A 12899-nucleotide genomic window follows, 5' to 3' on the forward strand; every position below is an offset into this window, starting at 1 on the left:
GCATGTCCGATCAGGCGACGCTGATTACGCGCGTGCGGTCATCGATTGCGCGCGGCGTCACGAGTCTGACGACCGGCGGCGGCCCCAGGCTCGATTACTCGTCGCCGCCCGGCGATCCCGGGCTTTTCGGGCCGGACGCCGTCTGCTGGAAAGTCCACGCCGATTTCACGTCGATGATGGCAGGCGGCATCAGCGCGCTCCTGCTTCAGACGCTGCATCCGCTGGCGCTGGCGGGCGTGTGGGACCACTCGACATTTCGCACGGATATCCTCGGCCGCCTGCGCCGCACGGCGACTTTCGTCGCGGGAACGACGTTCGGCAATCGCACTGACGCGCTCGCGCTCATCGAACGGGTGAGGACGATCCATCTTGGCGTCACGGGCGTCGCGCCGGATGGCCGTCCGTATCGCGCAGACGATCCTGATTTGCTGACCTGGGTGCACGTCGCGGAAGTGTCGAGCTTTCTCGCTGGCTATCTGCGCTACGTGAATCCCGCGCTATCCGAGGCCGATCAGGACCGTTACTTCGATGAAACCGCGACGATCGCGCGAATGCTCGGCGCACGCAATGTGCCGGTCACGCGCGCGCAGATCGAAGCGTATCTGACCGCCATGCGCCCCGAACTGCAAGCCGGCGATCGCACGCAGGAAGTCATTCGCGCGTTGAAGGACGCGCCGACGCCGAGCATCGCGATGAAGCCGGCGAGCAAGCTCGTGTTCAGCGCAGGTGTCGACCTGCTGCCCGACTGGGCGCAGGAGATGCTCGGACTGTCCGCGCTTGCGCCGGTGAGACGCATGATCGCGCGTCCCGGCGTGCGGGCAATGGCCCCCGTCATGCGGTGGGCGCTCGTCAACGGGATTGCGAAGCGAGCGCGGATAAGAGCCGCGGCGAAGCGGACCTAGGCGCGTTTGCGCAGGTTGTCGTCGTCGGTATCGGTGGCCAGATGGCTTATGTCGCCCCACGATACGACCGTCGCGCCATCCACCTCGTAATCGACGATATTCACGCTGCAATTGAGCAGCGGCCAGCCGCGCGGCTCCGACAGCGGCAGCTTCATCGCGAACCGGTAGATGCAATCGAGCACGCCGCCATGCGCGACGCATGCGATCCGCCCGCCCGGATGCGCGGCGACGATCGGTTCCATCGCATGAATCACGCGGTGATAGAACACGCGCTGCGATTCGCCGCCCGGCGGCGCAAAGCCCGGATCGCGCGTCTGCCACTCGATGTTTTCAGCGGGAAACTTCGTGTTGATCTCGTCGCTGTCGTGGCCCTGAAACGCGCCGTACTGACGCTCGCGCAAGCCTTCCGCGAGCCGCACGGTAAGCCCGAGCGCATCGGCGAAAGGACGCGCCGTCTGCTGGGCGCGAAGCAGATCGCTCGAATAGACCGCATCGAGCCGGCCCTCGCGCGCGAGACGCTCACCGAGTTGTTCGGCCTGCAGGAAGCCATGCGCGGACAACGGAATGTCGATGTGCCCCTGAATGCGCTTGATGCGGTTCCAGTCGGTTTCGCCGTGGCGGATGAACAAGACCTGAGTCGTCATGGACGCACCTGAAGCCAGAACGTGACGGGGCCGTCATTGACGAGCGACACCTGCATGTCGGCGCCGAATTCTCCCATCTCGACAATCGGATGCTTCGCCCGCGCCTCGCGCACGAAGTAATCGAAGAGGCGCTCGCCTTCGTCGGGAGGCGCGGCCGGCGTGAAGCTCGGGCGCAGGCCGCTCGATGTGTCGGCGGCGAGCGTGAATTGCGATACCAGCAGCACGCCGCCCGCACGCCCCGCACCGTCGATGTTCTGCACCGGCAGGTTCATCTTGCCCGCCGCGTCGCTGAAGACGCGATACGCCAGCATCTTCGCGAGCAGCTTGTCGGCGGCGGCTTCATTATCGCCGCGCTCGGCGCAGACCAGCGCGAGCAGGCCGGCGTCGATTGCGCCGGTCACACGGTCGCCGACGCGCACGTCCGCGCGCCGCACACGCTGAATGAGGGCGATCATGCCGACAGCGAAACGCGGGCGAAGCGGCGCTTGCCGACCTGCACGATGAATTCGCCCGCCTCGACCTTGAGGCCCTTGTCGGAGACGGTCGCGCCGTCGATCTTCACGCCGCCCTGCTCGATATTGCGCAGCGCTTCGCTCGTCGACGGCACCAGCCCCGCCTGCTTCAGCAACTGGCCGATGGCGAGCGGCGCGCCCGTGAGCGTGACCGACGGAATATCGTCCGGCACGCCGCCCTTCGCGCGATGATTGAAGTCCTCGAGCGCGCGCTCGGCGTCCGCCGGGGAGTGAAAGCGCGCGACGATCTCCTGGGCGAGCATCACCTTGAAATCGCGCGGATTGCGGCCGCCTTCCGCTTCCCGCCTGAAGCCCGCGATCTCGTCCATGCTGCGGAACGACAGCAGTTCGAAGTAACGCCACATCAGCACGTCGGAAATGCTCATCAGCTTGCCGAACATGTCCGTCGGCTTCTCGCTGATGCCGACGTAGTTGTTCTTCGACTTCGACATCTTGTCGACGCCATCCAGCCCTTCGAGCAGCGGCATCGTCAGAATGCATTGCTGTTCCTGGCCGTATTGCTTCTGCAATTCGCGACCGACGAGCAGGTTGAACTTCTGGTCCGTGCCGCCCAGTTCGAGGTCCGCATTCAGCGCGACGGAGTCGTAGCCCTGCATCAGCGGATAAAGGAACTCGTGGATCGAAATGGGTACGCCGCTCTGAAAACGCTTGGTGAAGTCTTCGCGTTCGAGAATGCGCGCCACCGTGTAGCGCGACGCCAGCTTGATCATGCCGTCGGCGCCGAGCGGCATCGACCATTCGCTGTTGTAGCGGATTTCGGTCTTTTCGCGGTCGAGCACGAGCGCAGCCTGCTCGAAATACGTCTTCGCGTTCGTTTCGATCTGCTCGCGCGTCAGCGGCGGGCGCGTCGCGTTGCGGCCGGACGGATCGCCGATCAAGGATGTGAAATCGCCGATCAGGAAGATCACCTGATGCCCCAGGTCCTGCAACTGGCGCATCTTGTTCAGCACGACCGTATGGCCGATGTGGATGTCCGGCGCGGTCGGATCGAGGCCGAGCTTGATGCGCAGCGGCTTGCCCGTCGCGGCGCTCCTCGCGAGCTTCTGCGCGAACTCGTCTTCGATCAGCAGTTCGTCGCAGCCACGCTTGGCGATGGCGAGCGCCGCGCGCACCTCGTCGGTGATCGGAAGCGCCTGCGCGGCGGGCGAGGAAGAAGCGTTGGAGTCAGTGGTCATGCTTGCGGCTTGTGATGTGTAATGGATGCGATGCCTGGCGCGCGTCGAACGCGGCTTGTGGCGATGACATCGCGCGCAAAGGCTTGTTCAGGCACAGGATTTTACGCGATGACGTTGCGCTTCGTGCCGTTTCCGGGCGTTTGCATCGCCGGCGCGCCGTGCGCAAGAGTCTTAACGCGGCCTCTCATTGCGCGGATAATCGCGGCTTGACGGACGCGCATCGACGAGGAGAGCAACGTGGGGAAGAAAGCCGAAGTGATCGAAACCGGCAAGGCGGACGGCGTGTACTTCGGTCTGATGTCCGGCACCAGCATGGACGGCGTCGACGGCGTCGCGGTGCAATTCACGACGGGCAAGCCGCCGGTCGTGCTGGGCGAGGCGCACGTTTCGTTTGCTCAAGGCCTGCGCGACGCCCTCTTCTCGCTCCAGGCCCCCGGCGACAACGAGATCGAACGCGAGGCGCTCGCCGGCAACGCGCTCGCGACGCGTTACGCGGTCTGCTGTCACGAGTTGCAGAGCGTGAGCGGCTTTTCGGCGTCGAAGGTGCGCGCCATCGGCGTGCACGGGCAGACGGTGCGGCATCGGCCGGAGAAAGGGTATACGCGGCAGATCAACAATCCGGCGCTGCTCGCGGAGATGACGAACATCGACGTCATCGCCGATTTCCGCAGCCGCGACGTCGCCGCCGGCGGGCAAGGCGCGCCGCTGGTGCCGGCGTTTCACGCGACCGTTTTCGGTGCGAAGAACGAGACGCGCGTCGTCTGCAATCTGGGCGGCATCAGCAATATCACGATTCTCGCGGCGAACGGCGCGGTGCGCGGCTTCGACTGCGGCCCGGCTAACGCGCTGCTCGACGAGTGGGCGCATCGGCATCTGCAGAAACCGTATGACGATGGCGGGAAATTCGCGGCGAGCGGCGAGGTCAATCGCCCGCTGTTGAACGCGCTGCTGGACGAGCCTTTCTTCGAAGAAGCGCCGCCGAAAAGCACCGGGCGCGACCTGTTCAACCCGGCGTGGCTCGACGCAAAGCTCGCAGCGTTTCCGAACCTCTCTCCCGCCGATGTCCAGGCGACGCTCACCGCCCTCACGGGCACGACGGTCGCACGCGAGATCGAACGCCATGCAGCGGATGCCCGTGCGGTCTATGTGTGCGGCGGCGGCGCACGCAATCCAGTGCTGCTGAAGATGCTGCAGCAGGCGCTCGAACAAACCGGCGCATCGGGCGTCCCCGTCATGACCACCGACGCCCTCGGCGTGCCCCCGCATCAGGTCGAAGCGTTCGCGTTCGCGTGGCTCGCGATGCGCTGCGTCGCGCGTGAGCCGGGAAATCTCGCCGCGGTCACGGGCGCGGCTGGCGAGCGCGTGCTCGGCGCGATCTATCCGCATTGAGCGTTCATGCGCCCGGAAACGCAAAACGGAGCCCGAAGGCTCCGTTTCTCATTCTGACCGCCGGATGAGCGATTAGACCGAGAACGACGATCCGCAACCGCACGTCGTCGTCGCGTTCGGATTCTTGATCACGAACTGCGCGCCGTTGAGATCGTCCTTATAGTCGATCTCCGCACCGACGAGATACTGATAGCTCATCGAATCGACGAGCAACTGCACGCCGCTCTTGTCCATCACGGTGTCGTCTTCGTTGACCTCTTCGTCGAACGTGAAGCCGTATTGGAAACCCGAGCATCCGCCGCCTTGCACGAACACGCGCAGCTTCAGATCCGGATTGCCTTCTTCGTCGATCAATTGCTTGACCTTGTCCGCAGCCGCGTCAGTGAAGACGAAGGGCATCGGCATTTCGGTCGTGGGGGTGTCGCTGACAGCGCTCATGCGAATTCTCCAAGTAGCTTCTAGCCACCATTGTAGGGCTGATCTCAAAATCGTGCCGAATGCCCATGAAATCAAGAGGCTATATGCAAGATCGACACGTCCGCCCCGTCGCGCCAAAGAAAAAGCCGCCGGCACGTAGCGTGCGGGCGGCTTTTGCGGCAGCTTCGCTTCGAAGCCGGAAGTCCCGGCTCCAGGCGATGCCGAAGCGATTAACGCTTCGAGAATTGCTTCCTGCGGCGTGCCTTGTGGAAACCGACCTTCTTACGTTCCACTTCACGCGCGTCGCGGGTCACGAAGCCTGCGTTCGACAGTTGCGACTTCAGCGTTGCGTCGTAGTCCATCAGCGCGCGGGTGATGCCGTGGCGAACTGCGCCTGCCTGCCCCGTCTCGCCGCCGCCGTTCACGTTGACCTTGATGTCGAACGTGGTGGCGTGGTTCGTGAGTTCGAGCGGTTGACGCACGATCATCAGCGACGTTTCACGCGAGAAATAGTCGGCGATGGGCTTGCCATTGACGATGATCTCGCCCTTGCCCGACTTGATGAAGACACGAGCGACGGCGCTCTTGCGGCGGCCCGTACCGTAGTTCCAGTTACCGATCATGTGGGCTCCCCTTAGATCTCGAGCGCTTTAGGCTGTTGAGCCGTATGCGGATGCGTTGCTTCGGCGTAGACCTTCAGCTTCTTGATCATTGCGTAGCCGAGCGGACCCTTCGGCAGCATGCCCTTCACTGCCTTCTCGAGCGCACGGCCCGGGAAGCGCTCTTGCATCTTGCCGAACGTCGTTTCATAGATGCCGCCCGGGTAGCCCGAGTGACGATAGTACTTCTTGTCCGTGGTCTTGTTGCCCGTGACCTTCAGCTTGCCGGCGTTGATGATGATGATGAAATCACCAGTGTCGACGTGCGGAGTAAATTCAGGCTTGTGCTTGCCGCGAAGACGGCGTGCCACTTCGCTGGCGACACGGCCGAGAACCTTATCCGTCGCGTCAATCACGTACCATTCGCGCGTCACCTCTTCGGCTTTTGCGGAAAACGTCTTCATGATCGATCCAAAAATTAATTTGCCCTTTTGCTCTTGCCTTGTTCGGTCCTGCTTATAGGTGCGCTCGACGGCGCGTGCAGGCTCTCCCAGGCCTCTCTCCGCGGGCGTGTGGCGAAGAGAACTTTGAATTATATCGGGAAAAGACTCGACGAGTCAAAGAGTTGGCCGATTTGGCGGTGAAGCGGCCGCGCCTGAGGCGGGAAGGGACGAAAAAAAACCCGAGCGTCTGAGGGCTCGGGTTCAATCCACCAAGGAGGAGGTGGAGGAGACACGGTAGATTCGTCGAACTGCGACAACCAATGGAACCGAGTATAGGCACGCTCGTGCGCATAGGCAAGGAAATCTGCATCATGGAATATCAATCCACGATATGAAATCGCGGACTTCGCCGCTCTCCTCGAAGAATCAACGAGTTGCGCGGCTTTGTTTGCCGTGGCGTACTGCAGAAGCCCCATTCGGAACAGGGATTAATTGGAACTCAGCGAATCGTGTCTGGCTTTCCGACGTCGTCAACCCGTGATTGCGCGAAGCCGCCAACCGCATGACCCGCTACAATCGAACCTCTGAAAACGTGTCAAGCGGCGGGAGCCTGAGCATGGAATGCAAAGTGAGCTGGATGGGACAGGACGGCATGGCTTTCGCCGCCGAAACCGGTAGCGGTCACCTCGTCGCGATGGACGGAGCACCCGAAGGCGGCGGTCGCAACCTCGCACCGCGCCCTATGGAAATGGTGCTGCTTGGAACGGGCGGATGCACCGCCTATGACGTCGTGATGATCCTGAAGAAAAGCCGCCAGGAGATCGAGGGCTGCTCGGTGACGCTGAAGGCCGACCGCGCGAGCGAAGACCCGAAGGTGTTCACCAAGATCCATTTTCATTTCACGGTGACGGGCAAGAATCTGAACCCGGCGACGGTCGAGCGCGCGATCAACCTGTCGCACGACAAATATTGCTCGGCGTCGATCATGCTCGCGAAGACGGCGGAACTGACGCATTCGTTCGATATCGTCGAACGCTGAACGGATTGCATCGAAGAAAAAAAGCCGGCGTCACGAATATGACGCCGGCTTTTTTTGGAATAACGACAAAGCAGGCCGATAAGCCGGATTCTGTGCACGCGCCGCCCGAAGACGATCGCGCGTGGCAGCCATTCCTCTAGGCGCGCCATTGCTGACGCGCTCAAGCTTCCTACCCGCAGACGAAACGGGGGCCCCGTCCTGCATCGCGAAGATGCGCGCCTGCCTATTTGGAATTGCTCCGGGTGGAGGTTACCGTGCCGGAACGTCTCGCGACGTCCGCGGTGCGCTCTTACCGCACCGTTTCACCCTTACCTGATCTTCGGACTTGCGCCCGAAGCCATCGGCGGTTTGCTTTCTGTTGCCCTGTTCCGCGTGTTGCCACGGATGGCCGTTAGCCATCACCCCGCCCTGTGGAGTCCGGACTTTCCTCGCCCTCGACGCTCGAAAGCGCCGAGGCCGCGGCTGCCTGGCCTGCTTTGTGGGGTCGATTTTAGCACTGGATGCGCGTGCGGCGTCCCGGACGGAAGACAGTTGCGTCGCCGTAGAACTCGGGCGATTCGTTCGCGGGCCACCAGCCGGGCACGCCGAGAACCGGCAGCGGCGCGAACGCGCGGCTGTCGATCGGGCGCGCGAGCAGGCTCATCGACACGCTTTCGTCGAGCATTGCGCGGGCGGTGGATTCGTCGGCGGCGAAGTATTCCGGCGGAACGTCAACGATCCACGCGTGCCCCGTGCATGCCTTGTACGGCGCGACGAGCTTCTCCAGCAGCGCGTGGCCGAAGAGGCGCGCCTCGCATCGCGTGCTCCACGACGCTCGTTCGTCGATGAACAGCGTGTGCCAGTCGAAGCGGCGCAGCGCATCGGCGAGTCGGGGGTCGGCGCACGGGAAAAGAACGGCGTTCTCGTCGAAGAGCGTGAGCGCGTCGCGCAAGCCGCCGCGCGTCGGGCCGACGCCGAACGCGTCGATCTGATCGGCCTGGTGCGAATTCAATGCCGCCTTCGTGCGCGGATACGTAAACCACATCAGCGCGTTGAAGAAGTCGTGCAGATTGTGGCGCGTCGGCACGCGGCCGGTTTCCGCGATATACCCTTCATACGACGCGCCCGGCGGCAGTTCTTCCTGCGCGATGAAGGCGAGCGGCTTGCCGCGGCCGGTGACGAGCGCGGCTTGCGTCGCGTCGCCGTTGAGTTCAGCGAGGTAGCTGGGGTAGCCATCGAGCGCGGCGGACTGCCAGCGCCTGCCGCGCGCTGCGAGCGTCGCAAGCCACGGGCGCGTCCAGTCGATCGAATGAAACGCCACCGTGACTCACTTCCCGTCGACGAACCGCCAGCCGATGGTCTCCCCGCCGCGCAACGGCACGATCTGCGTGTCGCCGGCGTTGAATTCCGCCGGCAACGTCCACGAAGCGCGCTCCAGCGTCACTGTCTCCGCGCTGCGCGGCAGCCCGTAGAAGTCGGCGCCGTGAAAACTCGCGAAGCCTTCGAGCTTGTCGATCGCGCCGGCCTTGTCGAAGGCTTCGGCGTAAAGCTCCAGCGCATGCAGCGCCGTATAGCAACCGGCGCAGCCGCACGCGTGCTCCTTCAGTCCCTTCGGATGCGGCGCGCTGTCCGTGCCGAGGAAAAAGCGCGGATTGCCCGACGTCGCCGCCTCGACCAGCGCCACGCGATGCGTCTCGCGCTTGATCACCGGCAAGCAGAAATAGTGCGGACGGATGCCGCCGACCAGCATCGCGTTCCGGTTGAACAGCAGGTGATGCGCCGTGATCGTCGCGCCAATAGGCCCTTGGGCGTCGCGCACGTAGTCGGCGGCGTCTCTCGTCGTAATGTGCTCGAAGACGACCTTCAACTCCGGGAAATCGCGGCGCAGCGGCGTCATCACGCGGTCGATGAACACCTTCTCGCGATCGAACACGTCGATATCGCCGTCCGTCACTTCGCCGTGGATGAGCAGCGGCATGCCGCTTGCCTGCATCGCCTCGAGCGTTTTCGCGCACTTGGCGAGATCCGTCACGCCCGCGTCGGAATTGGTCGTCGCGCCCGCCGGATACAGCTTCACGCCGTGCAGGAAGCCGCTTTCGCGCGCCCGATGAATCTCCTCGGGCGGCGTTTTGTCGGTCAGATACAGCGTCATCAGCGGCTCGAAGCGCGCCGCCGCGCCGTCCTTCGGCAGCGCCGCCAGGATGCGCTCACGGTACGCGGCGGCCATGTCCGTCGTCGTGACGGGCGGCTTCAGGTTCGGCATGATGATCGCGCGGCCAAACTGGCGCGCGGTGTGCGGCAGAACGGCGGCGAGCGTCGCGCCGTCGCGCACGTGCAGGTGCCAGTCGTCGGGGCGCGCGAGCGTGAGCGATGCGGGTGTCGTGGTCGAAGCGGTCGTGTCGGGCGAAACAGAAGTGGCGGACATGGCGTGATGACGGCGAAGACGTTGAAGGAGATGAGCGGACCGCAAGCAGGATGCGCCGAAACGATGCACCGTAAGCGGCGCGAGCCGGAAAAAATCGCCGTGGAAAACGCACAACGCGCGGCCGGCGCGTGGCGGTTCGATTTTTTCGACAATGGGCTCGGGTGATATGCTTGTCGGACGTATTGTAACAACCGGCCTTACGGCCCTAGCCCGTCTGCCTGAAGCAAATGTGCCAACTTCTCGGAATGAATTGCGCCGAACCGACCGACGTGACGTTCTCGTTCACCGGCTTCGCGGCGCGCGGCGGAGTGACGGACCATCACGGCGACGGCTGGGGCATTGCGTTCTTCGAGGACAAGGCGTGCAGGCTTTTCATCGATCATCAGTCGTCCGCGAGTTCGCCGCTCGCCGAGATGGTGAAACGCTATCCGATCAAGTCAAAGAACACGATCGCGCATATTCGCAAGGCGACGCAGGGGCATATCCTGCTCGAGAACTGCCATCCGTTCCTGCGTGAACTGTGGGGGCGGCACTGGATCTTCGCGCACAACGGCGATCTCAACGGCCACGCGCCGGAACTGACGGGCGTGTATCAGCCGGTCGGCACGACGGACAGCGAACTCGCCTTCTGCGCGCTGCTGCAGGGCTTGCGCCGTGCGTTTCCAAACTCGCAGCCGCCGCTCGACGAACTCTTCGATGCGCTCGCCACGCTCACGCGCGACATCACGCAATACGGCGTCTTCAATTTCCTGATGTCCAACGGGCAGGCGCTGTTCTCGCACTGCTCGACGCATCTCTACTACCTGGTGCGGAGCTGGCCGTTCTCGACGGCGCATCTGATCGACGCGGACATGTCGATCGACTTCGCAAAATACACGACGCCCGAAGACCGCGTGGCGGTCATCGCCACTTCGCCGCTGACGGACAACGAAGTCTGGACGCGCTTCGCGCCCGGCGACCTCGCGATGTTCCAGAAAGGCGCGCTGGCGCGGACGGTCAATATCCCGGTGCCTGAGGCCGTGGCGAAGAAAGCGGCGGAACCGCTCGCCAAGGCGTGCGTCGGCTCGGCGTTGAAGATCGAAGAGATGCGGACGACGGCGGCGGTGGAATCGGAACTCGGCATCGAATAAAAAAAGCGGCGCGTCCTTTCGAACGCGCCGCCCTTTTTTCTGCCGAAGCAGCACAACGCTCAGTGCAGAATCTTCGCCAGAAAGTCCTTCGCCCGGTCGGACTTCGGATTCGCGAAGAACGCTTCCTTCTGGTCGTCCTCCACGATCAAGCCCTTGTCCATGAAGATCACGCGATGCGCCACCTTCTTGGCGAAGCCCATCTCGTGCGTCACGCACATCATGGTCATGCCTTCCTGCGCGAGTTCGACCATCACGTCGAGCACCTCGTTGATCATCTCGGGATCGAGCGCGGACGTCGGTTCGTCGAAGAGCATCGCGATGGGGTCCATCGACAACGCGCGCGCAATCGCCACGCGCTGCTGCTGACCGCCCGACAACTGCCCCGGATATTTGTCCGCGTGCGCGCGCAGGCCCACGCGGTCGAGCAGCTTCAGGCCCTTCTGCGTGGCTTCGTCGTTCGAGCGGCCTAGCACCTTGATCTGCGCGAGCGTCAGGTTCTGCACGATGGACAGATGCGGGAACAGTTCGAAGTGCTGGAACACCATGCCGACCTTCGAGCGCAGCTTCGACAGGTTCGTCTTCTTGTCCGTCAGCGACTGGCCGTTAATCGTGATATCACCCTTCTGGAACGGCTCGAGTCCGTTCACGGTCTTGATGAGCGTCGACTTGCCCGAACCCGACGGGCCGCACACCACGACGACCTCGCCCTTCTTGACTTCGGTCGTGCAGTCGGTCAACACCTGAAACTGCCCGTACCACTTGGAAACGTTTTTGATGGAGATCATCTTGCGACCTTTTTCTGAAGACTTTTGACGAGGGCCGACGCCAGCACGCAAATCACGAAATAACACGCCCCGGCGAACAGGACCATTTCGACGGTCGTGCCGTCGCGGTCACCGATGTTCGTCGCCGTGCGGAAGAAGTCCGCGAGACTGATCACGTAGACGAGCGACGTATCCTGGAACAGCACGATCGCCTGCGTGAGCAAAAGCGGCACCATCGCGCGGAACGCCTGCGGCAGCACGACGAGCTTCATCGCCAGGCCGTAGTTCATGCCGAGCGCGAACGCCGCATTCACCTGCCCGCGCGGCACCGCCTGAATGCCGGCACGAATGATTTCCGAATAGTACGCGGCTTCGAAGAGCGAGAACGCGACCATCGCCGATGCAAGGCGAATGTCGATATCCGCCGACAGCCCGAGCACGTTCTGCAGCAGTTGCGGCACGATCAGGAAGAACCACAGCAGCACCATCACGAGCGGAATCGAGCGGAACAGCGTGACGTAAGCGCCCGCGAACCATTGCAGCGGCTTGACGCCCGACAGGCGGAACAGCGCGATGACCGTCCCGAGCAGGATGCCGACGACGATCGCCAGCACCGTGATCTGGAACGTGATGACGGCGCCGGTCCACAGCGTCGGCAGCGCGCCCGGAATACCACTCCAGTTGAACTGATGCATTACTTGCCTCCGATGTAGCCAGGCAGCCGCGTCTTCGCTTCGACCCAGCGCATCAACAGCATCACGACGAGGTTGATGAGCATGTAAGCGAGCGTCACCGCGATGAACGATTCATAGGTCTGCGCCGTGTAGTCGACGAGCTGCCGCGCTTGCGCGGACAAGTCGAGCAGACCGATGGTCGACGCCACCGCCGAGTTCTTGAAGACGTTCAGGAATTCCGACGTGAGCGGCGGCACGATGATGCGGTAAGCCACCGGCATCAGCACATACCGATACGTCTGCCATTCCGTGAAGCCCATCGCGAGGCCCGCGTTGCGCTGTCCGCGCGGCAGCGCGTTGATGCCCGAGCGCACCTGCTCGCAGACGCGCGCGCCGGTGAAGAGCCCGAGACAGATGATCGACGACGAAAAGAACTGCGCGGAAGGCGGCAGTTGCTTGAACCAGTTGCCGATGGATGCCGGCAGCAACTCCGGTATTACGAGATACCAGATGAAGAACTGCACGATCAGCGGGACGTTGCGGAAAATCGCGACGTAGACGGTGCCGATGCCCGCCAGCGTGCGATTCGGGACCGTGCGCAAGATGCCGAACAACGAACCGACCACCAGCGCGATTACCCAGGCCGCCAGCGACACGGTAATCGTCACCCAGAAGCCGGATATCAGCCAGCCCAGGTAGGTAGTGGGCTCGCCGGTGGAAACCGGACTCAGCAGGATGCCCCAGTTCCAGTGATAAGACATGGACATACTCCAAAAAGAAACGGAA

At 63.2% G+C, this 12899-nt stretch carries 16 protein-coding genes and 1 other RNA gene; 5 read left to right on the forward strand and 12 right to left on the reverse strand.

Features of this window, described 5'->3' with window-relative positions:
• The first annotated feature begins 2 nt into the window (after nt 1–2).
• Nucleotides 3–902 (forward strand): oxygenase MpaB family protein, encoded by a 900-nt coding sequence (locus BG57_RS06835; protein WP_035961688.1) that lies wholly within the window; start codon nt 3–5, stop codon nt 900–902.
• On the opposite strand, the gene BG57_RS06840 is transcribed toward BG57_RS06835, so the two are convergent.
• Genes BG57_RS06840 through tyrS form a run of 3 tightly spaced genes read right to left on the reverse strand, consistent with a single transcriptional unit; the run spans nt 899 to nt 3254 of the window.
• Nucleotides 899–1546, reverse strand: coding sequence for a histidine phosphatase family protein (locus BG57_RS06840; RefSeq protein WP_035961690.1), 648 nt, complete (start codon nt 1544–1546; stop codon nt 899–901). The genes BG57_RS06835 and BG57_RS06840 overlap by 4 nt on opposite strands.
• Nucleotides 1543–2001 (reverse strand): D-aminoacyl-tRNA deacylase, encoded by a 459-nt coding sequence (gene dtd, locus BG57_RS06845; protein ID WP_035961691.1) that lies wholly within the window; start codon nt 1999–2001, stop codon nt 1543–1545. The genes BG57_RS06840 and dtd overlap by 4 nt, the downstream gene beginning before the upstream one ends.
• Nucleotides 1998–3254, reverse strand: coding sequence for a tyrosine--tRNA ligase (gene tyrS / locus BG57_RS06850; RefSeq protein ID WP_035961692.1), 1257 nt, complete (start codon nt 3252–3254; stop codon nt 1998–2000). The genes dtd and tyrS overlap by 4 nt, the downstream gene beginning before the upstream one ends.
• A 258-nt stretch (nt 3255–3512) precedes the next feature.
• Here tyrS and BG57_RS06855 point away from each other — a divergent pair, with 258 nt between their 5' ends.
• Nucleotides 3513–4643 carry an anhydro-N-acetylmuramic acid kinase gene (locus BG57_RS06855; protein WP_035961921.1) on the forward strand — a complete coding sequence of 377 codons (1131 nt, stop codon included), beginning with the start codon at nt 3513–3515 and terminating at the stop codon, nt 4641–4643.
• A gap of 72 nt (nt 4644–4715) precedes the next feature.
• On the opposite strand, the gene erpA is transcribed toward BG57_RS06855, so the two are convergent.
• From erpA to rplM, 3 genes are all read right to left on the reverse strand, one after another.
• Nucleotides 4716–5081, reverse strand: coding sequence for an iron-sulfur cluster insertion protein ErpA (erpA, locus tag BG57_RS06860; RefSeq protein WP_035961693.1), 366 nt, complete (start codon nt 5079–5081; stop codon nt 4716–4718).
• 209 nt (nt 5082–5290) lie between these two features.
• The gene (rpsI, locus tag BG57_RS06865) at nt 5291–5683 is read right to left on the reverse strand and encodes a 30S ribosomal protein S9 (RefSeq protein ID WP_008351569.1); all 393 of its coding nucleotides are present in this window, start codon (nt 5681–5683) and stop codon (nt 5291–5293) included.
• Between the two features lie 11 nt (nt 5684–5694).
• Nucleotides 5695–6123, reverse strand: coding sequence for a 50S ribosomal protein L13 (rplM, locus tag BG57_RS06870; protein WP_035961695.1), 429 nt, complete (start codon nt 6121–6123; stop codon nt 5695–5697).
• 595 nt (nt 6124–6718) lie between these two features.
• On the opposite strand from rplM, the gene BG57_RS06875 reads away from it, so the two are divergent.
• Complete coding sequence (locus BG57_RS06875) at nt 6719–7141, forward strand: OsmC family protein (RefSeq protein WP_035961697.1); 423 nt, start codon at nt 6719–6721, stop codon at nt 7139–7141.
• Between the two features lie 63 nt (nt 7142–7204).
• Here BG57_RS06875 and rnpB read toward each other — a convergent pair.
• From rnpB to pyrC, 3 genes are all read right to left on the reverse strand, one after another.
• Nucleotides 7205–7619, reverse strand: an RNA gene (gene rnpB / locus BG57_RS31140) — RNase P RNA component class A.
• A gap of 12 nt (nt 7620–7631) precedes the next feature.
• The gene (locus BG57_RS06880; protein ID WP_035961698.1) at nt 7632–8441 is read right to left on the reverse strand and encodes a DUF3025 domain-containing protein; all 810 of its coding nucleotides are present in this window, start codon (nt 8439–8441) and stop codon (nt 7632–7634) included.
• Nucleotides 8442–8447: 6 nt separating this feature from the next.
• Nucleotides 8448–9545, reverse strand: coding sequence for a dihydroorotase (gene pyrC / locus BG57_RS06885; RefSeq protein WP_035961699.1), 1098 nt, complete (start codon nt 9543–9545; stop codon nt 8448–8450).
• A gap of 6 nt (nt 9546–9551) precedes the next feature.
• On the opposite strand from pyrC, the gene BG57_RS32940 reads away from it, so the two are divergent.
• Nucleotides 9552–9710 carry a hypothetical protein gene (locus tag BG57_RS32940; RefSeq protein ID WP_160174712.1) on the forward strand — a complete coding sequence of 53 codons (159 nt, stop codon included), beginning with the start codon at nt 9552–9554 and terminating at the stop codon, nt 9708–9710.
• A 62-nt stretch (nt 9711–9772) separates the two neighbouring features.
• On the forward strand, nt 9773–10675 hold the full coding sequence (locus BG57_RS06890) for a class II glutamine amidotransferase (protein ID WP_075583096.1): 903 nt from the start codon (nt 9773–9775) through the stop codon (nt 10673–10675).
• 59 nt (nt 10676–10734) lie between these two features.
• On the opposite strand, the gene BG57_RS06895 is transcribed toward BG57_RS06890, so the two are convergent.
• The 3 genes from BG57_RS06895 to BG57_RS06905 are packed head-to-tail and all read right to left on the reverse strand — an operon-like array spanning nt 10735 to nt 12874.
• Nucleotides 10735–11460, reverse strand: coding sequence for an amino acid ABC transporter ATP-binding protein (locus BG57_RS06895; protein WP_035961703.1), 726 nt, complete (start codon nt 11458–11460; stop codon nt 10735–10737).
• Entirely contained in the window at nt 11457–12134 is a 678-nt protein-coding gene (gene gltK / locus BG57_RS06900; RefSeq protein WP_035961704.1) for a glutamate/aspartate ABC transporter permease GltK, read from the reverse strand. The genes BG57_RS06895 and gltK overlap by 4 nt, the downstream gene beginning before the upstream one ends.
• A complete protein-coding gene (locus tag BG57_RS06905; protein ID WP_035961707.1) occupies nt 12134–12874 on the reverse strand; it encodes an amino acid ABC transporter permease in 741 nt (246 codons plus the stop codon). Before BG57_RS06905 ends, gltK begins: the two co-directional genes overlap by 1 nt.
• Nucleotides 12875–12899 lie beyond the last annotated feature (25 nt).

The sequence above is a fragment of the Caballeronia grimmiae genome (assembly GCF_000698555.1).
GTDB classification, from domain to species: domain Bacteria; phylum Pseudomonadota; class Gammaproteobacteria; order Burkholderiales; family Burkholderiaceae; genus Caballeronia; species Caballeronia grimmiae.

Excerpts from the sequence above, each read along its gene's own strand:
- BG57_RS06835 (WP_035961688.1), top strand. The coding sequence starts at position 3 with ATGTCCGATCAGGCGACGCTGATTACGCGCGTGCGGTCATCGATTGCG.
- BG57_RS06840 (WP_035961690.1), bottom strand. The coding sequence starts at position 1,546 with ATGACGACTCAGGTCTTGTTCATCCGCCACGGCGAAACCGACTGGAAC.
- dtd (WP_035961691.1), bottom strand. The coding sequence starts at position 2,001 with ATGATCGCCCTCATTCAGCGTGTGCGGCGCGCGGACGTGCGCGTCGGC.
- tyrS (WP_035961692.1), bottom strand. The coding sequence starts at position 3,254 with ATGACCACTGACTCCAACGCTTCTTCCTCGCCCGCCGCGCAGGCGCTT.
- erpA (WP_035961693.1), bottom strand. The coding sequence starts at position 5,081 with ATGAGCGCTGTCAGCGACACCCCCACGACCGAAATGCCGATGCCCTTC.
- rpsI (WP_008351569.1), bottom strand. The coding sequence starts at position 5,683 with ATGATCGGTAACTGGAACTACGGTACGGGCCGCCGCAAGAGCGCCGTC.
- rplM (WP_035961695.1), bottom strand. The coding sequence starts at position 6,123 with ATGAAGACGTTTTCCGCAAAAGCCGAAGAGGTGACGCGCGAATGGTAC.
- BG57_RS06875 (WP_035961697.1), top strand. The coding sequence starts at position 6,719 with ATGGAATGCAAAGTGAGCTGGATGGGACAGGACGGCATGGCTTTCGCC.
- pyrC (WP_035961699.1), bottom strand. The coding sequence starts at position 9,545 with ATGTCCGCCACTTCTGTTTCGCCCGACACGACCGCTTCGACCACGACA.
- BG57_RS32940 (WP_160174712.1), top strand. The coding sequence starts at position 9,552 with ATGACGGCGAAGACGTTGAAGGAGATGAGCGGACCGCAAGCAGGATGC.
- BG57_RS06890 (WP_075583096.1), top strand. The coding sequence starts at position 9,773 with ATGTGCCAACTTCTCGGAATGAATTGCGCCGAACCGACCGACGTGACG.
- BG57_RS06895 (WP_035961703.1), bottom strand. The coding sequence starts at position 11,460 with ATGATCTCCATCAAAAACGTTTCCAAGTGGTACGGGCAGTTTCAGGTG.
- gltK (WP_035961704.1), bottom strand. The coding sequence starts at position 12,134 with ATGCATCAGTTCAACTGGAGTGGTATTCCGGGCGCGCTGCCGACGCTG.
- BG57_RS06905 (WP_035961707.1), bottom strand. The coding sequence starts at position 12,874 with ATGTCTTATCACTGGAACTGGGGCATCCTGCTGAGTCCGGTTTCCACC.